The 23008-nt window shown below is 45.5% G+C and carries 27 protein-coding genes and 2 riboswitches; of the genes, 15 read left to right on the top strand and 12 right to left on the bottom strand.

Going from position 1 to position 23008, the window contains the following annotated elements; all coding sequences use genetic code 11:
* Position 1: 1 nt before the first annotated feature.
* Positions 2–535 (bottom strand): lipid IV(A) palmitoyltransferase PagP, encoded by a 534-nt coding sequence (gene pagP, locus FD974_RS09545; RefSeq protein WP_215364583.1) that lies wholly within the window; start codon positions 533–535, stop codon positions 2–4.
* Positions 536–738: 203 nt separating this feature from the next.
* Between pagP and FD974_RS09540 the strand changes: the two genes are divergently transcribed.
* From FD974_RS09540 to FD974_RS09525, 4 genes are all read left to right on the top strand, one after another.
* Positions 739–1296, top strand: a complete 558-nt coding sequence (locus FD974_RS09540) for a phasin family protein (protein ID WP_215364581.1) — start codon at positions 739–741, stop codon at positions 1294–1296.
* 103 nt (positions 1297–1399) lie between these two features.
* A riboswitch (glycine riboswitch) is annotated at positions 1400–1483 on the top strand.
* A gap of 10 nt (positions 1484–1493) precedes the next feature.
* Positions 1494–1595, top strand: a riboswitch (glycine riboswitch).
* Between the two features lie 133 nt (positions 1596–1728).
* The gene (locus FD974_RS09535) at positions 1729–1911 is read left to right on the top strand and encodes a hypothetical protein (protein ID WP_215364579.1); all 183 of its coding nucleotides are present in this window, start codon (positions 1729–1731) and stop codon (positions 1909–1911) included.
* Between the two features lie 94 nt (positions 1912–2005).
* Positions 2006–2758, top strand: a complete 753-nt coding sequence (locus FD974_RS09530) for a transporter substrate-binding domain-containing protein (protein ID WP_215364577.1) — start codon at positions 2006–2008, stop codon at positions 2756–2758.
* A gap of 72 nt (positions 2759–2830) precedes the next feature.
* Positions 2831–3070 carry a hypothetical protein gene (locus FD974_RS09525; RefSeq protein ID WP_215364575.1) on the top strand — a complete coding sequence of 80 codons (240 nt, stop codon included), beginning with the start codon at positions 2831–2833 and terminating at the stop codon, positions 3068–3070.
* A 45-nt stretch (positions 3071–3115) separates the two neighbouring features.
* Here the strand turns inward: FD974_RS09525 and FD974_RS09520 are convergent, their stop codons facing one another.
* On the bottom strand, positions 3116–3760 hold the full coding sequence (locus FD974_RS09520; protein WP_215364573.1) for a histidine phosphatase family protein: 645 nt from the start codon (positions 3758–3760) through the stop codon (positions 3116–3118).
* Between the two features lie 401 nt (positions 3761–4161).
* Between FD974_RS09520 and FD974_RS09515 the strand changes: the two genes are divergently transcribed.
* Positions 4162–4404, top strand: a complete 243-nt coding sequence (locus FD974_RS09515; RefSeq protein ID WP_215364571.1) for a hypothetical protein — start codon at positions 4162–4164, stop codon at positions 4402–4404.
* A gap of 7 nt (positions 4405–4411) precedes the next feature.
* On the opposite strand, the gene FD974_RS09510 is transcribed toward FD974_RS09515, so the two are convergent.
* From FD974_RS09510 to can, 4 genes are read right to left on the bottom strand one after another with little or no spacing between them, the layout of a single operon-like run.
* Positions 4412–6031 (bottom strand): peptide chain release factor 3, encoded by a 1620-nt coding sequence (locus FD974_RS09510; protein ID WP_371817141.1) that lies wholly within the window; start codon positions 6029–6031, stop codon positions 4412–4414.
* A gap of 59 nt (positions 6032–6090) precedes the next feature.
* A complete protein-coding gene (locus FD974_RS09505; protein WP_215364569.1) occupies positions 6091–6828 on the bottom strand; it encodes a pseudouridine synthase in 738 nt (245 codons plus the stop codon).
* Between the two features lie 33 nt (positions 6829–6861).
* A complete protein-coding gene (locus tag FD974_RS09500) occupies positions 6862–7749 on the bottom strand; it encodes a lipid A biosynthesis acyltransferase (RefSeq protein ID WP_215364567.1) in 888 nt (295 codons plus the stop codon).
* An 8-nt stretch (positions 7750–7757) separates the two neighbouring features.
* Entirely contained in the window at positions 7758–8423 is a 666-nt protein-coding gene (gene can / locus FD974_RS09495; RefSeq protein WP_215364565.1) for a carbonate dehydratase, read from the bottom strand.
* Between the two features lie 22 nt (positions 8424–8445).
* On the opposite strand from can, the gene FD974_RS09490 reads away from it, so the two are divergent.
* On the top strand, positions 8446–8742 hold the full coding sequence (locus FD974_RS09490) for a DUF167 domain-containing protein (protein ID WP_215364563.1): 297 nt from the start codon (positions 8446–8448) through the stop codon (positions 8740–8742).
* A 1-nt stretch (position 8743) separates the two neighbouring features.
* Here the strand turns inward: FD974_RS09490 and FD974_RS09485 are convergent, their stop codons facing one another.
* Entirely contained in the window at positions 8744–9646 is a 903-nt protein-coding gene (locus FD974_RS09485) for an aspartyl/asparaginyl beta-hydroxylase domain-containing protein (RefSeq protein WP_215364557.1), read from the bottom strand.
* Positions 9647–9808: 162 nt separating this feature from the next.
* Here FD974_RS09485 and FD974_RS09480 point away from each other — a divergent pair, with 162 nt between their 5' ends.
* Positions 9809–10174 carry a hypothetical protein gene (locus FD974_RS09480; RefSeq protein ID WP_215364553.1) on the top strand — a complete coding sequence of 122 codons (366 nt, stop codon included), beginning with the start codon at positions 9809–9811 and terminating at the stop codon, positions 10172–10174.
* Between the two features lie 76 nt (positions 10175–10250).
* Complete coding sequence (locus FD974_RS09475; RefSeq protein WP_143742185.1) at positions 10251–10571, top strand: HU family DNA-binding protein; 321 nt, start codon at positions 10251–10253, stop codon at positions 10569–10571.
* A gap of 92 nt (positions 10572–10663) precedes the next feature.
* On the opposite strand, the gene rodA is transcribed toward FD974_RS09475, so the two are convergent.
* The 5 genes from rodA to FD974_RS09450 are packed head-to-tail and all read right to left on the bottom strand — an operon-like array spanning position 10664 to position 16231.
* Positions 10664–11815 (bottom strand): rod shape-determining protein RodA, encoded by a 1152-nt coding sequence (rodA, locus tag FD974_RS09470; RefSeq protein WP_215364551.1) that lies wholly within the window; start codon positions 11813–11815, stop codon positions 10664–10666.
* Entirely contained in the window at positions 11797–13704 is a 1908-nt protein-coding gene (gene mrdA, locus FD974_RS09465; RefSeq protein WP_215364548.1) for a penicillin-binding protein 2, read from the bottom strand. The genes rodA and mrdA overlap by 19 nt, the downstream gene beginning before the upstream one ends.
* A gap of 8 nt (positions 13705–13712) precedes the next feature.
* On the bottom strand, positions 13713–14237 hold the full coding sequence (gene mreD / locus FD974_RS09460; protein ID WP_215364545.1) for a rod shape-determining protein MreD: 525 nt from the start codon (positions 14235–14237) through the stop codon (positions 13713–13715).
* Positions 14234–15163 carry a rod shape-determining protein MreC gene (gene mreC, locus FD974_RS09455; protein WP_215364543.1) on the bottom strand — a complete coding sequence of 310 codons (930 nt, stop codon included), beginning with the start codon at positions 15161–15163 and terminating at the stop codon, positions 14234–14236. The genes mreD and mreC overlap by 4 nt, the downstream gene beginning before the upstream one ends.
* Positions 15164–15187: 24 nt before the next feature.
* Positions 15188–16231, bottom strand: a complete 1044-nt coding sequence (locus FD974_RS09450; RefSeq protein ID WP_215364540.1) for a rod shape-determining protein — start codon at positions 16229–16231, stop codon at positions 15188–15190.
* 62 nt (positions 16232–16293) lie between these two features.
* On the opposite strand from FD974_RS09450, the gene gatC reads away from it, so the two are divergent.
* The 7 genes from gatC to dksA all read left to right on the top strand — a co-directional run bounded on the left by gatC (position 16294) and on the right by dksA (position 23001).
* Complete coding sequence (gene gatC / locus FD974_RS09445) at positions 16294–16587, top strand: Asp-tRNA(Asn)/Glu-tRNA(Gln) amidotransferase subunit GatC (RefSeq protein ID WP_215364537.1); 294 nt, start codon at positions 16294–16296, stop codon at positions 16585–16587.
* On the top strand, positions 16584–18101 hold the full coding sequence (gene gatA, locus FD974_RS09440) for an Asp-tRNA(Asn)/Glu-tRNA(Gln) amidotransferase subunit GatA (RefSeq protein WP_215364535.1): 1518 nt from the start codon (positions 16584–16586) through the stop codon (positions 18099–18101). Before gatC ends, gatA begins: the two co-directional genes overlap by 4 nt.
* Positions 18101–19570, top strand: coding sequence for an Asp-tRNA(Asn)/Glu-tRNA(Gln) amidotransferase subunit GatB (gene gatB / locus FD974_RS09435; RefSeq protein ID WP_215366876.1), 1470 nt, complete (start codon positions 18101–18103; stop codon positions 19568–19570). Before gatA ends, gatB begins: the two co-directional genes overlap by 1 nt.
* 35 nt (positions 19571–19605) lie before the next feature.
* Positions 19606–20280 carry a DUF484 family protein gene (locus FD974_RS09430; protein WP_215364533.1) on the top strand — a complete coding sequence of 225 codons (675 nt, stop codon included), beginning with the start codon at positions 19606–19608 and terminating at the stop codon, positions 20278–20280.
* The gene (locus FD974_RS09425; protein WP_215364531.1) at positions 20261–21271 is read left to right on the top strand and encodes a tyrosine recombinase XerC; all 1011 of its coding nucleotides are present in this window, start codon (positions 20261–20263) and stop codon (positions 21269–21271) included. Before FD974_RS09430 ends, FD974_RS09425 begins: the two co-directional genes overlap by 20 nt.
* Positions 21272–21337: 66 nt before the next feature.
* Positions 21338–22399 (top strand): GTP-binding protein, encoded by a 1062-nt coding sequence (locus tag FD974_RS09420; protein WP_215364528.1) that lies wholly within the window; start codon positions 21338–21340, stop codon positions 22397–22399.
* A 224-nt stretch (positions 22400–22623) separates the two neighbouring features.
* On the top strand, positions 22624–23001 hold the full coding sequence (gene dksA / locus FD974_RS09415; protein WP_062307316.1) for an RNA polymerase-binding protein DksA: 378 nt from the start codon (positions 22624–22626) through the stop codon (positions 22999–23001).
* Positions 23002–23008 lie beyond the last annotated feature (7 nt).

Raw genomic sequence — 23008 nt, 5'->3', positions numbered from 1 at the left:
ATTAGGGCAGCGTAATCTTGGCCCAAGAAAATAAAACATTGCCTACATTTTGGCCGCCCGGAACATAGGCTGCTTGCAGGCTGAAATCTTTATAGCTGATTGAGGCAATCGGTAACACCCCCGGAAAAGGGATGTAGTTCATGATGTCTTGTCGGGACATAATGAAGGCAGTGACACCCGCGCCGTATTTCCAGTCAGAGCTTTTGCCTATATTCCACATCGGAATCCATCCATAGCCCACCATGTATTGATAAATGCCATGGGAGTCCTTGAAGGTCATGCCATAAATGCCTTCCCAATTTCCGCTTTCATTGATCAGTCCTCTACCAAATCCTATCCCCATGGGATATTCGGTGTACTGATCTATTTTTTCTTGTGAGTAGGCATAGGGCATATGGTAGGTATACAAGGGAACATAAAGTTCGTTACTTCCCTTGTCCCAAATCGACTCTAGGTGGGTAGTGGTATTTTGAAACCACTCCGATGCAGTTTGGGCATTTACCTTTGAAGTTGCCAGGCACATCAGTGCAAGCACTATAAATCTAATACAAATATCAAAAAACATTAATTCATTTCACTTTAGATGCCAGTTGCTGGTGCCGCCAAATCGCGTTTAAACGCAATTTTTTTCAGCTTAAACGTGATTATATGTTGCTTTGCAGCATTTTTTGCTTGCTATGACCAAAATATCGGCTTAATATGGTGCAGTGCAACAAATTAACCTTTAAAGGAAAAATCATGTTCAACAACCAGTTCGTAGAAAATCAAGCTAAGTCAGCCGAAAATGCCCGTGCTTTGGGCCAAACAGCCCTAGAAAATGCTCAAGAGCTAGCAGAGATCAATTACCAAGCCGCTCAGCAGGCTGTGGCAAATGCTCAAGCAAAAGCGGCAGAGTTGCTTAAGGGCAAGGATGCTAAGGCAGCATTGGAGTTGTTACAAAGTCCAGAAGTGCAAGAGGCAGTAGCTCAAGTGGCCGATTATCAAAAGAAAGTGGCTGCAGTGTTGCGCCGCGGAAATCAGGAATTGGTTGAGGCGGTTGAATCTGCCATTGATCAATCCCAGGATGACTTAAAAAACTTCGTTGCCGCAGCAACATCAAAGGCGCCGGCTGGTTCAGAGGCTTACATTAGCGCATTTACTACAGCGTTTAATACCGCCATGCAAAACTTCGACCAAGTTCGCACAAGCACTCAAGACGCATTTGCAAACTTCGAAAAAAGCGTTGAAACCGCAATGAAGAGCGCTCAGGGTCAATTTACTCAGAACCAAAAAGCTACTAAAACTCGTAGCAAGTAATTAGAGCGGTTTCCTAGCCTTATAAAGCCCCGTATTTACGGGGCTTTATTCATTGGTCTTTGACTATCTGCATACACCTAAAATAAAAAATTCACGATATACTTCACATCAAGCAGGAGAGTGAGGTGAACACCTCCACCGAAGGCGCAAACTCCCATGAACGCTCAGGTACCGAATCGGGAAGTACTGCTTATCCTAAATAGCCGTCTGGAGAGTCACCGATTATGGTGCACCGAAGGAGCAAGCCTTCAGCAAAGCTGAAGGTGAATCTCTCAGGTATCAAGGACAGGGGGAGCGGCAGGCGCGCATGCATTGATAGCATGCACGTCAATAATTAGGAGCCTCGCAATGAAAACCATCCCTAGCTAATTTAGTAGTTTGAATTGATCTGTGAATCGATCTATTAACAACTTACTAAATAAGGATAGCAATATGAGTAATCAATATACCCAAGAAGCCCCATACCACCCTGGATATGAGGATGCATGCTTTAAGAATGAAGTTTCTAAAGATGTTTCAGAGTTAAGCGAGTCTCGGAAAGTCAATGCGCGTTACTTAAAATTCTCAGATGCCATTGTTGAGTTTTGTAAGTCTGGTGCAGGTAGTCGAATTTAAGCAAAAGTGCTGCAAGTAAAACCACCTTCGGGTGGTTTTTTTAATTCAATCCTTGTTAAGATAAATCATCTGATTAATGGCCCATACCTATCACATGAAATTAACCCGCATCTTCACCATCTTTCTGTTTTCAATCTTATTTTTGGGCGCTTGCTCTAAACAAGAGCCAGCAAATGTCCTCAAGGTGGCAGTGACACCATCGATTCCACCAATGTTGTTTGAAAAGGATGGCAAATACGCAGGCATTGATTTAGAAATCTTTGAGGGCTACTGTAAGTCACGTGGATGCAACTTCAAGATGACTGCCTATGACTGGCTAGGAATGTTGGGCGCTGTTGCTAGTGGGCAGGCAGATCTCGCCTTTTCAGGAATATCGATTACTGATAAGCGCAAAGAAGTAATGGATTTCTCTAATCCATACTTTGTTAGTAGTTGGGATCTTATTGGCCTCAATAAGCGCAATATCAAAATTACCGATTTATCGCAGCTCAAAAATTATACGATTGCCTACCCCACGGGGACTGTCTTTGATGATTACGTAAAGAATGTCCTGCAACCCCAGGGCTACTATTCAGTAGATCAGGTTAAGTTGTACCCATCACCAACAGAGGCATTAATAGCCTTGCAAAATGGCAATGTAGACTTAGTCTTTGTGGATAAGGTGATGTTAGTGAATTACCAAAAATCCCTCAATTTACCGGTTAGTAGCAGCTATCAAGTAGTTGGCTTCGATAAGCTAGGATTTGCCTTTAAAAAGGGCTCGAAGCTACGCGACGACTTTAATCAATATCTAAATGAGCTTGGCCCGGAGAAGCTCAAGGCCATTATTGATCGTTGGACGCAATAAGTAGCGCATTAGCTAGGGAATGGGTTAAAGTGCACCTTAGGCAGATTCATTCAACAATGTATAAGGAAAACTATGTCTCATCATGACAAATTAATCGCAGCTTTTGAAACATATCAAGCTGAAAATGAAAAGTTTCATGGCAAAGGGGTTAAAGCCTCTGCTGCAAGAGCGCGTAAAGCACTGCAAGAGATTGCTGGTTCTTGCAAAGAGCGTCGTAAAGAAATTACCGCTGAAAAAGAGGCATTAGAGGGCAAGCCAAGAGGTGACGGCATGTCACAAGATGCTGCACGTCATGCCCACATTAGAAAGTAATAGCATTGTTCTAAAGTATAAAGCCGCCTAAGGGCGGCTTTATTACTAGAGGTCTACGTTTTCAAGAGCGCCACCTTCAAGATGGCGTGTGTCAGCCCAGCGCTCAACAGACCAGCCTTGATCGTTATGCACAATCCAATTTAAAGAGGCATTGGGTACCGAAACAATTCTCTCGGAGCCCAAGGATTGTTTGCTAGCAATACGATACATCATGTCTAGAGTGCCCCCATGACTCACAAGCAAAATGGTTTTTCCACTGTGAAGCATGCGTAGCTTTTCAATTACCCCTTCAACGCGCGCAGCAAACTGAAGAATGCTCTCTCCACCCGCCAGATCATGATCGAGCTCGCGGGTAATATGCGCTTGCCATATTGCAGGATGGGCTATCGGTGCTTGTTCAATACTTAAGCCTTGAAGTACTCCAAAATTCCGCTCTCGCAAAGCGCTCTCGATCGTGGCTTGTACTCCAAATAATTGCTCAATCGCATTGGCAGTATTGACTGCTCTCTGAAGATCGCTAGAGTACAAAATATCAAAAGATAGGTTGGCGTTTTTAAGGGCTTGCGCCATTTGCCGGGCTTGTATCTCGCCTCGTGAGTTCAGCGGAGTATCAGTGTGACCTTGCAGGCGCCTCTCGGTATTCCAGGTCGTTTCACCATGGCGAATTAGGCAGAATCTGGTAGTGCTCATAATTTAAGTATGACACAAGAAAAACCCCGAATAAACGGGGCTGTTGTTTGATATTTTATGTTGCAAGCGGAAGGATAGTTTTTCCAAGCTTATTCAACGCCCTCTGGATCTTATCTTTTTCTTTAGGTTTAGTGCTAGATTCAAGCAGCTTGCTCAGTTGAGCAGTATTGAGGGGTCCCAATCTGGCTTTGCCAGTTTTAGTAAGCATGGAGTCATTTTTTCTATTTCTTTGATTTTGGCCAACAGCCATATAGTTTCCTAGAGTAATGGATGATGAGAATCTGACCTTAGTCAGAGCACTCCCCTATCTAGGGCGCAAAATAGTGATCACCATTTCAGAATAACAGTTAAGCGCTATAGACGCTATGATTAACAAATACAAATTTTTTATGGAGAGAGTGATGAAGCAACTCGTTCGGGTATGGCCATTGAGCATTCTATTATTGAGTGGATGTGCGGCAGTCTATACCGATGCTTCTGACGCTAATCATGTAACGTTTCTCAATAGCGATGGCGACTCAATCGAATCGCTCACGCAAAAAGCCAATGCCTACTGTGCGCAATACGGAAAAACTGCCAGCTTTAGAAAGAGCGATACCCAGTTAGTAGCAGTATTTGATTGCAACTACCCCAAATCTAAATAGCGCAACTCTAACCTGCTAAATCAGATTGGTAGATTAAGCCTGCATGCTCACGTAATGCGTGGAATTGAATAGATTCCCAGCGTTGCTGGGCAACATCGAGTTCTGATTTATGGGAAGCCAAAAATACTGAGGCACCCACAACGTCTTCAGCCATGCGATGAATATTTTCTTGGATGAATTTCTTCAGAGCAACAGGATCATCCGAGCTAACCCAGCGAGCTAAGTTATAGCGTGCGGGCAGTAAGCGAACCTCTGCACCATATTCAGTTTGCAAGCGGTGGCTCACGACTTCAAATTGCAATTGCCCAAATGCACCGAGGAGCATAGTGCCGCCTGTCATCGGGCGAAACACCTGAATAGCACCCTCTTCCCCCAGCTGCATAAGGCCAGTGCGCAACTGTTTGGAGCGCAATGGATCAGCAGACTCAACCATGCGGAAAATCTCCGGGGCAAAAAATGGCAGGCCTGTAAATTGGAGTTGCTCTCCTTCAGTCAGCGTATCACCCAGTCTTAAGAGTCCATGATTAGGTAATCCAATAATGTCGCCTGGAAATGCTTCATCTAAGATATCGCGTCTTTGGGATAAGAAAGAGAGTGCATTATTGGTCCGCACCTCTTTGCCATTACGACAGATTTTAAGTTTCATACCACGTTGAAAATGACCCGAGCAAATACGCAAAAAGGCTACTCGATCACGGTGGGCAGGATCCATGTTGGCTTGAATCTTAAAGACAACTGCTGAGAATTTATTTTCTGCAGGGCTGACTTCACGTTGCAATGCCTTGCGTGATCCAGGCGATGGGGCTAGCTCAACTAAAGTGTTAAGAATTTCCCGCACGCCAAAGTTATTAATTGCGGAGCCAAAAAATACTGGAGATTGATGCCCTGCTAAAAAAGCCTCTTTATTAAAGGCAGGCATTGCATTTTTAATGAGGTCGACTTCAGCCAAGGCATTTTCCAGATCTGTTCCTAAGCGCTCTTTGAGAGCCGGATCATTAATGTCAACAATCGCGTGTGAGTTTTCGGTAACACGATCTTCACCAGCTTTAAACATGCGCATTTGTGAGTTGGCAATATCAATCACACCAGCAAATGATTTACCCATTCCTACTGGCCAGGTAAATGGAACAACTTCAATACCAAGGGCGGACTCAATTTCATCCATCAACTCCATGGGAGGCTTTACTTCGCGATCCATTTTGTTAATGAAGGTAACAATAGGGGTATTACGCGCACGACATACCTCTAATAGACGGAGAGTCTGTGACTCAACACCATTTGCCGCGTCGATCACCATCAGAGCTGAGTCAACTGCCGTGAGAACGCGATAGGTATCTTCAGAAAAATCTTGGTGGCCCGGAGTATCCAGCAGATTAATAATGCAGTCGCGATATTCCATCTGCATCACTGAGCTAGCCACAGAAATACCACGTTGTTTCTCAATTTCCATCCAGTCTGAAGTCGCATGCCGACTTGCTTTACGGGCTTTTACACTGCCCGCAATCTGAATAGCCCCTGCGTAGAGGAGTAATTTTTCGGTAAGCGTGGTTTTACCTGCATCCGGATGAGAGATGATGGCAAAGCTACGACGTCTTAAGACTTCTGCGCCGGGAGTGCTGGAGGTGATGGTATCGATGGTAATTCTGCGCCTATTTGAATAGACAGAATTATAAGCGGGGGCCGTGCTTAAAACTGTTCTTCAGGTCTAACAAAGCGCCATTTTCCAGGCGGTAAGGCGCCAAGCGAAATACGACCCATACGAACCCGCTTTAAGCCCAAAACCTTGAGTCCTACCATCTCACACATCCTACGAATTTGACGCTTGCGTCCTTCACGCAAAACAAAGCGGAGTTGATCTTCATTTTGCCAGCTGACTTGGGCAGGCTTTAGGACGACGCCATCAAGCTCAAGACCATGTCTCAATCGATCAAGATCGGCAAAAGAGAGTGCGCCTTCAACGCGGACAAGATATTCTTTTTCAATAGGACTGTTTTCGCCAATAAGCAGTTTGGCAATTCGCCCATCTTGGGTCAGGACTAGCATACCTGTCGAGTCGATATCTAAACGACCGGCCGGAGCAAGACCTTTCGTATTAAAGCGCGGGTTTCGGCCCTTATCCAGCGGGCTAGCAAAGTAGTTGTCTGGTGTGATAAGTGAGGCTGCCGGCTGATACTCTTGCTCATCATCAAAATGGGAGATATATCCAACAGGCTTATTCAAGATGACAGTTACGCGAGAGGCCTGTTGTGCTTTGGCACCAGACTGTAGCTCTATCTTTTGATGCCGGAATGCTCGAGAGCCTAGTTCGTTTACCACCTCGCCATCCACCGTCACCAAGCCCTGCTCAATGTAAGAGTCCGCCTCCCGTCGAGAGCATAGGCCTAGTTCAGATAAGAGCTTAGAGACACGAATTTTTTCTTCCATCACCACATTATCGAGCAATTGCTCGGTTTAAGGCTAGTAGGGGCTGGCTTCGTTAAAGGGACGATTTTTAAAGCGTTTATGAACCCAGTAGTATTCAGCCGGGCGCAAACGAATTTCTTTTTCAAAGATTTGATTGAGTCTGGCAGTATCGGCCTGAGGGTCGTCGGTAGGAAAGTTTTCTAATGGCTTACTGATTGAGCAAAGATAGCCAGCTTCATCTTTTTTAAGGGTGGTAATCATCATGCAAACTTGTGCGCCTGTGATTTTGGCTAGCCTAGATACTGCCGTAATGGTATTGGTTTGAATATCAAAAAAAGGTACAAAAGTAGAGTCTTTTAGTCCCAAATCAATATCTGGCGCAATGATGATGAAGCTGCCCTTGCGAATTTCTCGAATGAGCTCAAGCGAGTTCCCTTGACGATCAATGGAATTACCGCCAAAGCGATTGCGCCATTCAATAATTTTTTGATTAAAAAAAGGATTCTTCATTCGTTGAAAAAAGCCAGAGGTTCTTGGCCACCCTTTTTCTTCAGAGAGTGCGCTAAGGATGATGCTCCCTTCAATGCCAATGAAATGCATATTGACCAATATTCTTGGTTTTCTATCGCTTAAATCCACCTCTGAATGGACTTCAATCATATCGCGAAGCTGCTTTTTGCTACCCAGCCAAATGATGCTTTTTTCAACCATGCTTCTTCCTAGAAGCCGCCAATGTTTTTTTCTGAGTTGATCAATTTCTGCATCACTTAATTCAGGAAAACAGAGTTGAAGATTTTTTTGTACGACACGATTGCGATCAGTGGGAATATATGAGGCGAGCAAACCTAAACCATAGCCAATCGCAATGAGGACTTTATAAGGAAGTGACACGAGGAACCTGAGAAGTGCAACCCCAGAATAATTGGATAGGTTTTTAAACAAAGCCGAACTTATGCAGCGTCGTAGCGTGAGAGAGATTTAGCGTAGCGGATATTCATTTCCTCAGGCGAGCTAATCGACATACCTAGGTCATTTACTAAGCCTGTCTCTAAGCGATATGTCCAACCATGTACCGTCAGGTCCTGGCCTCTTGCCCAGGCATCTTGTACGATGGTAGTTTCGCAGACATTGACTACTTGCTCAATGACATTGAGTTCGCATAAGCGATCATGGCGTTTGGGGCTCGGAATGAGCTCTCCAAGATAGCGCTCATGTTTTTGATGAACATCTTTAACATGACGTAACCAATTATCAGCAAGGCCTACGCGCTTATCTGTCATCGCGGCATGAACACCGGAACAGCCATAGTGCCCGACCACCAAAATGTGCTTTACTTTTAATAAGTCAATTGCAAATTGAATGACGGATAAGCAATTTAAATCGGTGTGCACAACGACGTTAGCAATATTGCGATGGACAAACAATTCGCCTGGTAGCAGGTTAACGATGTCATTTGCAGGTACACGACTATCTGCACAACCAATCCAAAGATATTCAGGCGCCTGCTGAGAAACTAAGCGCTGAAAGAAATCAGGATCTTGTGCAATCATCGCTTCTGCCCAAGAACGATTGTTGCTAAATAACTGCTCAAGCGCTTTAGAGTTTTTCGTTATCATGGGCTTAGTTTAAAGGACTTTCATGATAGCGAATTGGTTAAAACAAACCCCCACAGGAATTGTGCTTAACCTGTACTGTCAGCCTGGCGCGAAACAGACCAAGATAGTGGGTTTACATGACGGGTGCTTGAAAATTTCTCTTCAGGCGCTGGCTGCTGATAATAAAGCAAATGAAATGCTGCTAGCTTGGCTTTCAAAACAACTTAAAGTTCCACAAAAGCAAATTCAATTTCTTTCAGGCCAAAGCAGTCGAAAAAAGAGGTTGGAAGTTTGGGGCTCCATTACGCCCGAACAAATTATGGAAATACTCAGTCCTTAGGCTACCAAAATATTGCCCATAGAATTCCTAAAATCAGCACCCATTTGCCGATGTAATAGATCTGGCGATGTGTTGCCTTTAGTTTTTTTGCTTGTGCTCTCAGGTGATAAAAATATTTAAATAGCACATTAACAAATCCAACCTGCTCGCCTTCCACGTTTTGTGATGATGCGGCGCTCATGACATAACGTCCAAACCAGCGATTAAGTAATTGAACAGGCTTTGTATAAACCGGACGCTCTACATCACAAAAGAGCACGATACGCTGATGATCTGTTTCATTGGCTGCGTAATGAATGTAGGTTTCGTCAAACATCACTGGTTCGCCGTCTTTCCAGTAATAGCGCTCTCCATCAACGTCAATAAAGCATTTAGGATCATTTGGTGTGACCAGGCCAATGTGATAACGCAAAGATCCCGCATAGGGATCGCGGTGTCGAACGAGCGTAGCTCCAGGCGGTAGAGAGGCAAACATCGCCGCTTTTACGGATGGAATAGACTTTAGTAGTGCAACTGTTTTGGGGCAATTGGCCTGTGCCGAAGGCATTTCTTTGCCGTACCAGTACAGGTGAAAACGTTTCCAGCCAGTTCTAAAGAAAGAATTAAAACCAATATCGTTATAGCCAGTTGCGGCAGCAATGGCGCCATCTGCGTTTAAGGCTAGCGCTTCATCGCGAATGATTTGCCAATTATCCTGAAGGATTTGCATTTCAGGAAAGTCTTTGGGCGGAATAAAAGCGCCCGCTTTGGTTTTGGAAAAAAGATACAGTAGGCTGTTAATTGGGGCCAACAGGACTTGGTAGTCGGTAAGGGAGCGCACTAAGCCAAATCGCACCTTGCCCCTGAAATAAACATAAACAGCTGAGACAACAAAGATCAAAAAGACAAGATGACGAAATTCCATGAGGTTTACCAATTAGCGTTAATACTAGTATTTTAATTTGGATGGAGTGTCATTTCATCCCTATTTTTGTAATGAATATGCTCAAATGTTGGCTATGGTCAAAAAGGCCGTGGCAAATGCACCTAATTAGGGCTGCAAAGATGATTTATTAAGGAAAACTGCATGAATGGATTTGTAAAATGGCTTGTAAGCCTTCTATTAATTGGCTTTGCTGGCCTTGCTGCTTATACCTGGATTATGCTCAATTGGAGCTATGGAAGCGGTGAGCGCGCTGGATATGTGCAAAAGTTTTCACATCGGGGCTACATTTGCAAAACTTGGGAGGGAGAGTTGGCCATGGTTTCTATGCCGGGAACAATGTCAGAAAAGTTCCTCTTTACGGTGCGAGAAGATGCAGTTGCACAAAAAATCAATGCGAATTTGGGCAAAAAGGTGTCTCTTACCTATGATCAACATATTGGTTTGCCAACCACTTGCTTTGGGGATACAGAGTATTTTGTCTCTGATATCACTGTTTTAGAAGATTAATCAGACGCGGCAAATAAATTTGCTGTGATGCAGCTTTATTTTTGTAATTTTTTGTGGTTAAAATCATGTAAGCGTAATGTGCGCTGACATCAATATATATAAGGAGCTCCACTTGAACAAAGCAGAACTAATCGCAGCGATTGCTGACGATGCTGAGATCTCAAAAGCCAAAGCTGAATTTGCATTAAATTCTGCTATTGAGCAAATCATTAAAGCTGTTACTAAAGGCGACTCAGTACAACTGATCGGCTTCGGTACTTTTGCTTCTGGTAAGCGCGCTGCACGTATGGGCCGCAACCCAAAAACTGGCGAGCCACTTAAAATCGCCGCTGCTAAAACTGTTAAGTTTTCTGCTGGTAAGGCATTTAAAGATTCAGTGAACAAGCGTAAGAAGTAATTCTTGCATTGTTGATAAAAAGCCCGGCATGCCGGGCTTTTTTGTTTCTAGAGCTTACGCAAAAATTTAACGTAAGTTGCGAATCTGATTTCTTAGCTTTGCACCAATCTTCGATGGCGGTGAATACTCATCAAAATACCGGCACCAAATCCCAGTGTTACTAGCGCAGTTCCACCATAGCTAATAAATGGTAGCGGAACCCCTACAATGGGTAGCAAACCACTGACCATGCCAATATTGACAAAAGCATAAGTAAAGAAAATTAAGGTTACCGAAGCTCCGAGTAAGCGCGTGAACAAATTGGGCGCACTAGCAGAAATGGCCAAGCCTCTTTTAATGAGGGCAAAAAACAGAGCCAATAAAATGATATTGCCTAGAAGTCCAAACTCCTCTGAATAAACAGCAAAAATAAAGTCCGTATGTTTTTCTGGAATAAATTCAAGATGCGTTTGAGTTCCCTGGAACCAACCCTTACCAAAAAAACCACCAGATCCGATTGCAATCATCGATTGAATGGTATGAAAACCCTTTCCAAGAGGATCACTAGTTGGATCAAGCAATGTACATACTCTATGTTTTTGATAAGTGTGTACAAATGGCCACACGACATCTTGCGCACAAATCGTGCTGCCAAAAATAATAATCAAAATGATGCCCAGTGCACCTAGACCAATAAATGGCAAGATCCATTTCCAGGGCAGTCCAGCGAGAATGATCACGTACATGCCTGCAGCAAAAACCAATAATGAGGTTCCTAAATCTGGTTGGCGGGCAATGAGTAAAACAGGAATGCCAAGAATGATTGCCGCTACTGCATAGTCCCACGATTTTTGAATGCCTTCACGCTTTTGAAAGTACCATGCCAACATTAATGGCATAGCAATTTTCATAAGCTCAGAAGGCTGAATGACAAAGCCAATATTGAGCCAGCGTCGCGCGCCTTTTTTAATTAGGCCAAAGACTGCCACGGCGATGAGCAAAGCGACTCCGATGCTATAAATCCAAACAGCAGCCATCTCCAACCACTTTGGAGGAATGCGCGATACGATCCACATGACTATAAAAGATAGCGCTAGATTACGAAGTTCATCTTGAAATCGTACGGGCGTATCTTGACTGGCAGATAAAAAGGTTAGGAAGCCAACTGTTGCTAAGGCAAGCAGAATAAGGCCTAGCTGGCGATCAAGTCCGCTAAAAATTGCGAAGAATATTTTTTTAAATGTTCCTAGGGTGCTCTTTTCCATTCAGGAATCTCCTTAGGCCACTTACCTTCGATATAAAAATCCAATGCTTTTCGAGCAATAGGCGCAGCATGTTGTGCGCCAAATCCTGCGTTCTCTACAACCATTGCAATCACAATAGTTGGTTTTTCAGCAGGCGCAAAAGCAACATATAAAGCATGGTCCCGCAAAAACTCTGCAGTAGATCCGTGATGATATTCTTTTGAATTCAAACTAAACACTTGCGCCGTTCCCGTCTTGCCACCTACTTGGTAAGTGGTGCCTTTAAACACTGAGGCTGATGTTCCTGTATTGTTCACTTCAACCATTGCCTTCTTAATGACTTCAATATTTTCAGGCTTGAGTTCAATGCGGTAACTTTCTTTGGGTGTGGTTAATTCTCTGTGCCGGGTAAATGGATCTTCAATCGCTTTTACTAAATGGGGTTTCATGACGATGCCATTGTTTGCTAAGTTAGCCATGGCATGTGCTAACTGCAGAATGGTGAATGCGTTATAGCCTTGACCAATTCCAAGTGAAATGGTTTCACCTTCATACCATTTTTGTTGCTCTGGTTTCTTGAAGGCCTTTTTTTTCCACTCAGTAGATGGAAGAACGCCTTTTGACTCACCCTGTAAATCAATGCCAGTAATTTGCCCGAAGCCAAATGGCTTCATGAAATCATGCATCATATTCACGCCCATATCACGTGCTAGTAAGTAGTAGTAGGTGTCACAAGATTCAACAATCGACTTTTGCATATCAACAATGCCATGGCCACCTTTTTTATCGTCACGAAAGACATGATTGCCAAATTCAAAGTAACCTGGATCTGAAATGCTTTGTGATGGCGTGCGTTTATTAGTTTCTAGTGCAGCTAGAGCCATGAATGGTTTATATGTTGACCCTGGTGGATAAATACCTTTAAGTGGACGGTTGTAGAGTGGTTTTTGTGGCGAGTCGTTGAGTTCTTTCCAGGTAACAGCATCAATACCCTCAACAAAATCATTGGGATTAAAGTTGGGTTTAGATACAAATGCCAGAATATCGCCAGTCTCTGGTTCAATCGCAACAAATGCACCACGGAAATTTCCATACAGCTGCTCTACCAAATATTGCAATTTGATATCGACAGAGAGAATGACATTTTTTCCGGGTATCGAGGGCGAGCTTGATAGTGTGCGTACAGGTTTTCCGCCCGCCGTAATTTCTACTTGGTCATATCCAGGCGTGCCGCGTAAAACAGATTCGTAGCTTTGCTCTAAACCAATTTTCCCAACGTACTGAATGCCAGGTAAGAATGAAGTCTGCAGGGCATTCGGATCATCAGCCTTCGCATTCTCTATTTCAGTCTGCATGCGTTCTCTATCTTTTTGAGAAACGCGCCCAATATAGCCAATTAAATGGGAGGCTAACTCGTTATAGGGGTACTCACGAAAGCTTCGGGCGCGGATTTCAACCCCAGGAAAGCGATAGCGATTGGCCATAAATCGGGCTGTTTCAGCCTCAGTTAGCATGGATCTAAGGGGAAATGTACCCATTTTTCGCGAATCTTCTAGGGAGCGCTTGAAATTACGGCGATCTCTTGGGGAAATCAAGACGATCTGAGAAAGCTCATCGATCAAGTCATCAACATTGCCCTTCACTTCCTCTGCGTTGACATCTAACGTTAGCGCAGAGTAGTTTCGGCCAATCACAATACCATTTCGGTCAATCAGTAAACCTCGGTTGGCCGGCGCAGGAACGAGTGCAATACGATTATTTTCAGCCAATAAAGCGTACTTGCCATGACTGACAAGTTGTAGCCACACCAAGCGCGTAATCAGTAGTAAAAAGCAAAAAGTGACAAAAATAGTCGCAATATGAATTCGCTCTTGAAACGAATCGAGATCTGGTTTTTTAAAGGAAACCATGCCGCTCTTTAGATGGGACGATTGTGATCAACGTCAATAGGACGACGCTGTGGCGACAGCAAAATTCGTGTTGCCACTGGCCATAGTAATGCTTCAATCGTGGCTTGAATGACGCCGGTCAGCGCCCACCAGTAGACTTCTCCACTTAATAGCCAATGAGCCAGCACTGGAAATAGAGAAACCAATATGAAGATGGGGAAGAGGTGCAGGGCTTGAATAAGTACTGATAGAGCAATGATGCGCCGATGCCATGTAATTGCAAGATAAGCCACCAAGGAGTAGCTAAACGCATGCAAGCCCAATAGGTCTGAGTTGTGCACATCCATTAGTAAGCCAAGAATAAATGCAGTGATCACGCCAACATAGCGATGTTGATGAATATTCCAAAAAACAATACAAATAATGAGCCAATCTGGTATCCAGCCGTAATTGCCAATTGGCAATAGATTCAACAGCAGTGCGCAAAGCAGGCTGAAGTAAATAAAGACCGGATTGACCGGGCGCAGAATATAGCCGCTCTGAAAATCAATCATTGCATGCCTCGCGTGCGTGTTTGGCGACGACCAGGTGTATTGCTGGTTGGCGCTCCCGGCTTTCCAGAAGCTGAAGAGGCTTTGGCATCCCACTGAGGATCGTAGAGTAAGGCTAGCGCTTGGCGATAGCGATTGACAGGCGCAATTGGCACACAAAATACGTTTGAAGAATTTTTATCTGCATTACGCTCAATACGACTAATCACCGCGACTGCAAACCCAGGCGGATATATTCCGTCGATACCTGAGGTGATTAATACATCTCCCACCTCCAAATCACTGGCAACGGGGAGGTAGCGCAACTCCAGAGGGTTGCCGCGCCCAGCCCCAAATACTGCCGCCCTTAAGCCATTGCGTGCTACTTGGACGGGTACTGCAAAGTCACGATCTTCTAATAGAGACACTTCTGCAGAGCGATCATAGATACGCACGACTTGTCCCAAAATGCCCGAGTCATTGGCAATGGGGTTACCTAGTTTCAGACCATCATTGCTTCCGCGATTGATGACAATGCGTTGAGAAATAGGATTGGGTGGATTGAATAAGATTTCAACTGGCAGAGTTTTGAATGGCACTTGTTTTTGCAAATCCATTAACTGCCGTAAATTTTGATTCTCTACCAATAGAAATTCGGATTGATTGGCAAGCAAAGATAACTCCGCTTGGCGCACTTTCATCTCTTGGTTTTCTTTATCGAGGGTACTACGTGTTGTGAAGTACTCTGCTGTTGCCTCATAAACATTGCGAGGCATCATCATGACGTACTCAAGTGGGCGCAAGAGCCAATTCACATGATTGCGGATAGGATCAAGTGTTTTATAACGAAAATCGACCAACATCAGTGCGATGCTGATCGATAAGCAGACAATCAGTTTGACTAAAGCCGGAACGCCTTGTCTGAAAAGAGGAGGAGCGCTATGTTGCAATTCCCTAATCGACGCTTAGGTCAATTACTCTTGTGAGAACACGCCACCCAGCTTGTCCATGCGCTCAAGTGCAATACCGCAACCACGAGCAACGCAAGTCAGTGGATCTTCAGCGATATGAATGGGCAACCCAGTTTCTTCGAGCAGTAAGCGATCGAGGTCACGCAATAGTGCGCCACCACCGGTTAGCATCATGCCCCGGTCAGCAATATCCGATGCCAGCTCAGGTGGAATTTGTTCAAGCGCTGCTTTAACGGCAGTCACAATTTGATTTAATGGATCTGTCAAAGCTTCCAGAACTTCATTGCTCGTCACTGTGAAGCTGCGTGGAATACCTTCAGAAAGATTACGCCCCTTCACTTCCATCTCACGCACTTCTTGACCTGGGAATGCAGAGCCAATGGTTTTCTTGATTAACTCGGCGGTTTGCTCACCAATTAACATGCCGTAGTTACGGCGAATGTAGTTGGTAATTGCTTCATCAAATTTATCGCCACCAACACGAACGGAGCCTTTGTAAACCATCCCGCCTAATGACATCACGCCAACTTCAGTTGTACCGCCACCGATGTCAACGACCATTGAGCCAGCAGCTTCGGAAACAGGCAAGCCAGCTCCAATTGCAGCAGCCATCGGTTCCTCAATTAAATACACTTGTGAGGCGCCTGCCCCTAAGGCGGATTCACGAATCGCACGACGTTCAACTTGAGTTGAGCCGCAAGGTACGCAAATAATGATGCGTGGGCTTGGTTTTAAAAGCTTGCTCTCATGCACCATTTTGATAAATTGCTTGAGCATTTGCTCGGTAATCGTGAAATCGGCAATAACGCCGTCTTTCATTGGGCGAATTGCCTCAATATTGCCTGGAACACGTCCCAACATGGCTTTTGCTTCTTTTCCGACCGCCAAAATGGTTTTTTTGCCACTGGGACCGCCTTCTGTGCGAATTGCCACCACTGACGGCTCATCAAGCACAATACCCCGATCACGCATATAAATTAAGGTGTTGGCGGTACCTAGGTCGATGGCCAGGTCATTCGAAAAGTAGCTGCGGAAAAAACCAAACATGATGTAGTGGGAAAATAAGTAAGTGTTAAAAAATATATATAGGAATGATACTCTAGCGCCCCATGAAACTTGATGATGTCCAGCGCATTGCGCACCTTTCCAGTCTTGAGTTAAATCAAGCAGAAGCCGAGGCGGTATTGCCTCAATTACAGGCTATTTTTGCCTTGGTTGAGCAAATGCAAGCGGTTGATACCAGTGGTCTTGAGCCCCTGGCTCACCCTATTCTCTTTTTACGTGATTTGGCGCAGCCCATGCGTGCAGATGCTGTAACCGAATCTGATCATCGCGCCGAGAACATACAATCGGCCCCTGCGGTTCAGGATGGCTATTTCTTAGTTCCAAAGGTGATTGAATGAGTTGGAGCCAAACCCCCATCGCCTTAATGGCGAAAGCCTTAGCCGCTAAAGAGGTCTCAAGTACTGAATTAACAAAGTACTTTTTAGATCGAATTGAGGCGGAAAAGCGCTTCAATGCATACCTTGATGTAAGTGCTCACTTAAGTTTAGAGCAAGCATCTAAAGCTGATTCTTTAATTGCCTCGGGAAAGGCTGGAAAATTAACCGGAATTCCCATAGCCCATAAAGATGTCTTTGTTACCCGCGGTTGGAAGTCAACTGCAGCCTCCAAAATGCTCGAGGGATACCTTAGCCCATTCGATGCCACTGTGGTCGCAAATTTGGGCATTCCAGGCGAAAACAATCCCAATGGTGCTGGCATGGTTTGCTTGGGCAAGACCAATATGGACGAGTTCGCTATGGGCTCTTCCAATGAAAATTCAGCTTATGGACCAGTCTTAAATCCTTGGAATTGCGACTATGTCGCTGGTGGGTCTTCAGGTGGTTCCGCCGCCGCTGTGGCAGCTGGATTAGCGCCAATTGCAACAGGAACCGATACTGGCGGCTCAATCCGTCAGCCGGCAGCATTTTGTGGCTTGACCGGCATTAAACCCAGTTATGGGCGTGTATCACGCTACGGCATGATTGCATATGCATCCTCTTTGGATCAAGCTGGTCCAATGGGTAAAACCGCGGAAGACTGCGCCCTGCTGCTCACCGCGATGTCATCGCATGATCCACGTGACTCCACATCCTTGGCGGACTCTGGTGAGGACTATGGTCGTTACCTGACACAGGCCTGGCAAGCGGGCAATGGGAATACAGCAAAACCATTAGAAGGATTACGTATTGGTTTGCCAAAAGAATTCTTTGCCGAAGGCTTGGCTCAAGATGTAGCGAACTCAGTTAATGCTGCAGCAAAAGCCTTAGAAGCATTGGGTGCGCAATTAGTTGAGGTGAGCTTGCCCAAAACAAAACTCTCAATACCGGTGTATTACGTGCTGGCACCAGCTGAAGCATCCAGTAATTTAAGCCGCTTTGATGGTGTGCGTTATGGACATCGTGCCAATGAATATCGCGACTTGGCAGACATGTACAAAAAATCACGTACTGAAGGTTTTGGAGCTGAAGTCAGGCGTCGTATCTTAATTGGCACCTACGTCCTTTCCCACGGTTACTACGACGCCTACTATTTACAGGCGCAAAAAATTCGTCGCATTATTGCTGCAGATTTTCAAGCAGCATTTGAAAAGTGTGATGTGATCTTGGGACCAGTAGCACCAGATGTAGCGTGGCGTCTTGGTGAAAAATCAAAAGATCCGGTGCAAATGTATTTAGAAGATATCTATACGCTTTCCACGAACCTGGCGGGCTTACCGGCTATGAGTGTTCCGTGTGGGTTTAATGCAAATAATTTACCGATTGGCATGCAGTTGATTGGCAACTATTTTTCTGAGGCGCGCCTGTTGCAAGTGGCCCATCAATATCAGCAAGCCAGTGATTGGCATTTGCGCATTGCAAGCGAGGTGGCATGATGCAGTGGGAAGTCGTTATCGGTCTAGAGACCCATGCCCAACTCCAGACACAATCCAAAATTTTTAGTGGAGCAAGTACTCGTTTTGGTGCTGGTCCTAATACGCAAGCATGTCCAGTGGATTTAGCTTTGCCTGGTGTTTTGCCTGTGCTCAATCGCCAAGCTGTGGAGCATGCAATTCGCTTTGGTTTAGCGGTAGGTGCAAAGATTTCACCGGCAAGTATTTTTGCGCGCAAGAATTATTTCTATCCTGATCTACCTAAGGGCTACCAGATTAGCCAGATGGAGATTCCCGTGGTTGTTGGCGGCCATCTGGAGATATTGGTTGGCGATGAAGTGAAGGTGGTTGAGCTTACCCGTGCCCATATGGAGGAGGATGCTGGCAAGTCTGTCCATGAAGAGGGCTTTATTGGTCCGCATGGTGAAGCATCAAGCGGAATTGACTTAAATCGCGCTGGTACGCCTTTGTTGGAGATTGTGACTGAGCCCGTCATGCGTAGCGCCGCTGAAGCGGTTGCTTATGCAAAAGCTTTGCATTCCTTAGTAGTTTGGCTTGGAGTATGTGATGGCAATATGCAAGAAGGCTCATTCCGCTGTGACGCCAACGTATCCGTTCGCCCAGTAGGACAACAAGAATTTGGTACCCGCTGCGAAATTAAGAACTTAAATTCCTTCCGCTTTTTAGAGGAAGCAATTCAATATGAAGTGCGTCGTCAAATTGAGCTCATAGAAGATGGCGGCACAGTCGTGCAAGAAACTCGCTTATACGATCCAGATCGTCAAGAAACTCGCAGCATGCGAAGTAAAGAGGATGCAAACGACTATCGCTACTTCCCAGATCCAGATTTATTACCCGTAGTGATAGATGACTCGTGGATTGCGGATGTGCGCAGCAAGATGCCAGCGCTTCCAGCACAACTGCGTGAGCAATGGCAAGGTGAATTTGGCCTGAGCGCATATGACGCGCAACTGCTGACACAAGATCGCGATACAGCAAAAGTGTTTGAAGAGCTTTTAGCAATTGTGGGTAAGCCATTGGCTAAAGCGGCTGCGAATTTGATTGCGGGCGAGTTTGCCTCATCACTCAATCGCGCTGGAATTGCTACTGCAGATGCGCCATTAAAGGCGGAGCACTTAGCGTCACTATTAACCCGCGTAGCAGACGGCACGATCTCCAATAAGATCGCAAAAGATATTTTTGCAATACTGTGGGAAGAGGCTATTGCCGGTAAACCTATTAGCACAGTGGATCAAGTGATTGATGCCAAGGGCTTAAAACAGATTAGCGATAGTGGTGAACTTGAAGCCATGATTGATAAGGTGCTCGCGGCAAACGAGAAGTCTGTCGAAGAGTTCCGCGCTGGTAAGGAGAAGGCATTTAATGCCTTGGTTGGTCAGATTATGAAAGCTTCTCAAGGTAAGGCCAATCCAGGTCAAGTAAATGAATTACTCCGTAAAAAACTAGGCTAATAAATAAGCTAAATAAAAGTAAGCGAGAAAAAAAGATGAGCGCAATTGATCCTAAACAGGCTGAGCAAGAAGAGTTGGTGGCAGAGTGGTTGCGCGCTACGCCAGGATTTTTTGAGCGTAATGCCAATCTCTTAAATGAAATTCGTTTAAAGCATCCACATGAAGATCGCGCGATCTCTTTGCAAGAACGTCAAATGACGATGTTACGTTCGCAAAACCAAGAGCTCAATCGACGCCTCAGTGAAATGTTGCACTTTGGTAGTCGCAATGACAAAACCCAGCAAAGTTTAGTGGCATGGTTGCTGCGTTTAATGCAGGCAAATAACAAGGCTGATGTTGAGGCCGCCGTAACTCAGGGTTTGGCAGAAGTATTTGAAGTCGAATTTGCACAACTGTTATCTCCTAGCCCTGCTTTTGGTCCTTGGGTAGATACTCCGTTATGTGGTTCGGCTAAAGAGCTAGCATCGGCTAGCGTAGATTTACTGGCAACTCAAGTCGCGATCAATCCTGACTGGCAAAGTATGGTGGCCATTGGCATCCCCTTGGGTAAGAGTACTGGTGTACCTCAGTCACCAGCAGTATTGCTGTTGGCGAGCAAGGACGAAACCCGCTTTACGGCTGATATGGGCGCGTTCTATTTGCGCCAAATTGCCGAGTTAACTGCAGCAGCTTTGGATCGCATCCAGGCTTATGAGCCAAACGCTAGCTGAGACACATCCTCTTATTGAGGAATATTTGCATGAGCTGCATGTATTAAGACAGCTCTCACCCCATACGCTTAAAGCATATCGGATGGATTTAGGTGGGCTGCAGGCATTTGCTGCAGAAGATTCTGTTGATCTTCTTAAGGTAACGAATGCGCATGTACGTCGTTGGGCTGGGCGTTTGCATTCCAAAGCAAAATCATCCCGCACCATTGCACGCGCACTTTCTGCATGGCGTGGGTGGTATGACTGGTTAACAGAGAAAGATGCGCGTCGTGATGCTCAAGCAGGACGTGCTGCAGCAAGCTTGGTTGCCAACCCAGTCGATGATGTTAAAGCCCCCAAGCGGCTTAAATCCTTGCCTAAGGCGCTTTCAGTGGAGCAGGCCCTTTCTTTAGTTAATCAAGCGGTAAAAGAAGCGCAAGAGAAGAAAGACTTAGAAACGGTACGTGATGCTGCCATCATTGACTTGCTCTATTCCTCAGGTCTGCGTTTATCAGAGCTTTTGGGTATTGATGTGATGCAGAGTAAAGATCGCCAACAGGAGTCAGCGGGATGGTTGGATTGGGATGCGGCAGAGGTCACCGTTTTAGGTAAAGGCGGCAAGCGTCGTTCAGTGCCCATTGGTAAGCCCGCATTGCAATCATTAAGAGTTTGGCGCGAGTTGCGGGATCAGGCCCAGCAGGTGGGCCAAGCGCAATCATCAAATGCACTGTTTATCTCAGCAACAGGCGCCAGGCTATCTCCTAGGACGGTTCAGGCACGATTGCGGACCCTGGCCATGCGAGCGGGACTTCCAACGCATGTTCACCCGCATATGATGCGTCATAGCTTTGCTAGCCACGTTTTGCAGTCTTCGCAAGACTTGCGGGCAGTTCAGGAGATGTTGGGGCATGCCAGCATTGCCAGCACCCAGATTTACACCTCTTTGGATTTTCAGCACCTTGCTCAAGCCTACGATAAAGCCCATCCTCGCGCAAAGGCTGGCAAAGGCTGAGGAACTCGGTAATATAGAAGGTTTCCCGAATGGGGAAGATGTTGATAGATTTTGAATGGATCAAAAATGGCGTTAATTCCGGTAACAATTCTTACGGGCTTTTTGGGTAGCGGCAAAACCACTTTGCTCAAACATATTCTGACTGAGCAACATGGTCAAAAAATCGCCGTCATTGAAAATGAATTTGGCGAGGAGAATATTGATAACGATATCTTGGTCCAAGACAATCAAGAAAATATTGTGCAGATGAGCAATGGCTGTATTTGTTGCACCATTCGCGGCGATTTAGTTGAGGCGCTCAATGCATTGTGGGAGCAGCGCAAGGATAAAAAAATCAGCTTTGAACGTGTTGTGATCGAGACTACTGGTGTAGCCAATCCTGGCCCAGTGGCGCAGACTTTCTTTATGGATGATGATGTTGCTGATCATTACGTATTGGATGCCGTCGTGACTTTAGTGGACGCCAAGCACGGCCAACAGCAACTCACTGAGCATGAAGAGGCGCAGCGTCAGGTCGGCTTCGCAGACCAAATTTTTATCACCAAAACGGATTTAGTAACGCCTGCAGAGGTAGAGGCCTTACGGGGTCGCTTGATGCATATGAATCCTAGAGCCCCGATTCAGGCAATCTCTAAAGGGGTGGTGCCATTAGAGGCTGTTCTAGATCTCAAAGGTTTTAACTTGAATGCCAAGTTAGATATTGACCCTCATTTTTTAGAGCAAGAAGACCATGATCACGCCACCTGTGGCCATGATCACAGTCACGATCACCATGACCATAGCGCTTGCGGACATGACCATAGCCATGATCATCATGGACATGCTGGGCATACAGATCGCATCCAATCCTTCGTTTTTCGTAGTGATAAACCCTTTGATCACAAAAAATTAGAAGACTTCCTAGGGGGCATTTTGGAGGTCTTTGGAGAGAAGATGTTGCGCTATAAAGGGGTGCTTTATGTCAAGGGAAGCAACCGAAAAGTCGTGTTTCAGGGCGTCCATCAGATGATGGGAAGTGATTTAGCCGGTTTATGGGGCGCTGAACCCAAGCAAACCCGGATGGTCTTTATCGGTATCGATCTACCCAAGGACACCCTGCTGGCTGGGCTCGAAGGCTGTTTGGCCTAGAAAATATCAAGTACAATCCGCCGCCACGGTCAATATTGCTAAATATTGGCTAAACGGCAATAAAAGTTTGGCAGAATGAAGCAATAATGGTTCAAATCCATGGAAAGAATGAAATGACGGTAAAAACACCAACGAAATCTACGGCCGCAGCAAAAGCTCCTAGTAAGGCCGCAAGCACTAAGGTTGCCAAGGGCGCCCCCTTAACAGAGGCAGAATTGCTCAAGATGTCCGAAAAGGACTATATGAATGCTGCCCAGCTAGATTTTTTCCGTCAGAAGTTGCTCACTTTAAAAGACGATATCTTGAAGAATGCCTCTGAAACAACTGAGCATCTTCGTGAGAATATTTTGGTCCCTGACCCAGCTGACCGCGCGACAATCGAAGAAGAGCACGCGCTTGAGTTGCGTACGCGCGATCGCGAGCGCAAGCTGTTGAAAAAGGTGGAGCAAGCCCTTGCGCGCATTGAGTCTGGAGATTACGGTTGGTGTGAAGAGACTGGCGAGCCTATTGGCTTAAACCGTTTAATTGCTCGCCCAACTGCTAATCTTTCCCTTGAGGCGCAAGAGCGTCGCGAGTTACGTCAAAAATTATTTGGCGATTAATTTACTA

This window comes from Polynucleobacter sp. es-EL-1, assembly GCF_018687975.1.
Classification (GTDB): Bacteria; Pseudomonadota; Gammaproteobacteria; order Burkholderiales; family Burkholderiaceae; genus Polynucleobacter.
The sequence above is the reverse complement of the archived record's forward strand: the minus strand, read 5'-3'. Positions and strand labels throughout refer to the sequence as shown.

What these genes read in the sequence shown, in the direction of transcription:
- FD974_RS09540 (WP_215364581.1), top strand. Translation starts at nt 739, where the DNA reads ATGTTCAACAACCAGTTCGTAGAAAATCAAGCTAAGTCAGCCGAAAAT.
- FD974_RS09535 (WP_215364579.1), top strand. Translation starts at nt 1,729, where the DNA reads ATGAGTAATCAATATACCCAAGAAGCCCCATACCACCCTGGATATGAG.
- FD974_RS09530 (WP_215364577.1), top strand. Translation starts at nt 2,006, where the DNA reads ATGAAATTAACCCGCATCTTCACCATCTTTCTGTTTTCAATCTTATTT.
- FD974_RS09525 (WP_215364575.1), top strand. Translation starts at nt 2,831, where the DNA reads ATGTCTCATCATGACAAATTAATCGCAGCTTTTGAAACATATCAAGCT.
- FD974_RS09520 (WP_215364573.1), bottom strand. Translation starts at nt 3,760, where the DNA reads ATGAGCACTACCAGATTCTGCCTAATTCGCCATGGTGAAACGACCTGG.
- FD974_RS09515 (WP_215364571.1), top strand. Translation starts at nt 4,162, where the DNA reads ATGAAGCAACTCGTTCGGGTATGGCCATTGAGCATTCTATTATTGAGT.
- FD974_RS09505 (WP_215364569.1), bottom strand. Translation starts at nt 6,828, where the DNA reads ATGGAAGAAAAAATTCGTGTCTCTAAGCTCTTATCTGAACTAGGCCTA.
- can (WP_215364565.1), bottom strand. Translation starts at nt 8,423, where the DNA reads ATGATAACGAAAAACTCTAAAGCGCTTGAGCAGTTATTTAGCAACAAT.
- FD974_RS09490 (WP_215364563.1), top strand. Translation starts at nt 8,446, where the DNA reads ATGATAGCGAATTGGTTAAAACAAACCCCCACAGGAATTGTGCTTAAC.
- FD974_RS09485 (WP_215364557.1), bottom strand. Translation starts at nt 9,646, where the DNA reads ATGGAATTTCGTCATCTTGTCTTTTTGATCTTTGTTGTCTCAGCTGTT.
- FD974_RS09480 (WP_215364553.1), top strand. Translation starts at nt 9,809, where the DNA reads ATGAATGGATTTGTAAAATGGCTTGTAAGCCTTCTATTAATTGGCTTT.
- FD974_RS09475 (WP_143742185.1), top strand. Translation starts at nt 10,251, where the DNA reads ATGTGCGCTGACATCAATATATATAAGGAGCTCCACTTGAACAAAGCA.
- rodA (WP_215364551.1), bottom strand. Translation starts at nt 11,815, where the DNA reads ATGGAAAAGAGCACCCTAGGAACATTTAAAAAAATATTCTTCGCAATT.
- mrdA (WP_215364548.1), bottom strand. Translation starts at nt 13,704, where the DNA reads ATGGTTTCCTTTAAAAAACCAGATCTCGATTCGTTTCAAGAGCGAATT.
- mreD (WP_215364545.1), bottom strand. Translation starts at nt 14,237, where the DNA reads ATGATTGATTTTCAGAGCGGCTATATTCTGCGCCCGGTCAATCCGGTC.
- FD974_RS09450 (WP_215364540.1), bottom strand. Translation starts at nt 16,231, where the DNA reads ATGTTTGGTTTTTTCCGCAGCTACTTTTCGAATGACCTGGCCATCGAC.
- gatC (WP_215364537.1), top strand. Translation starts at nt 16,294, where the DNA reads ATGAAACTTGATGATGTCCAGCGCATTGCGCACCTTTCCAGTCTTGAG.
- gatA (WP_215364535.1), top strand. Translation starts at nt 16,584, where the DNA reads ATGAGTTGGAGCCAAACCCCCATCGCCTTAATGGCGAAAGCCTTAGCC.
- gatB (WP_215366876.1), top strand. Translation starts at nt 18,101, where the DNA reads ATGCAGTGGGAAGTCGTTATCGGTCTAGAGACCCATGCCCAACTCCAG.
- FD974_RS09430 (WP_215364533.1), top strand. Translation starts at nt 19,606, where the DNA reads ATGAGCGCAATTGATCCTAAACAGGCTGAGCAAGAAGAGTTGGTGGCA.
- FD974_RS09425 (WP_215364531.1), top strand. Translation starts at nt 20,261, where the DNA reads ATGAGCCAAACGCTAGCTGAGACACATCCTCTTATTGAGGAATATTTG.
- FD974_RS09420 (WP_215364528.1), top strand. Translation starts at nt 21,338, where the DNA reads ATGGCGTTAATTCCGGTAACAATTCTTACGGGCTTTTTGGGTAGCGGC.
- dksA (WP_062307316.1), top strand. Translation starts at nt 22,624, where the DNA reads ATGTCCGAAAAGGACTATATGAATGCTGCCCAGCTAGATTTTTTCCGT.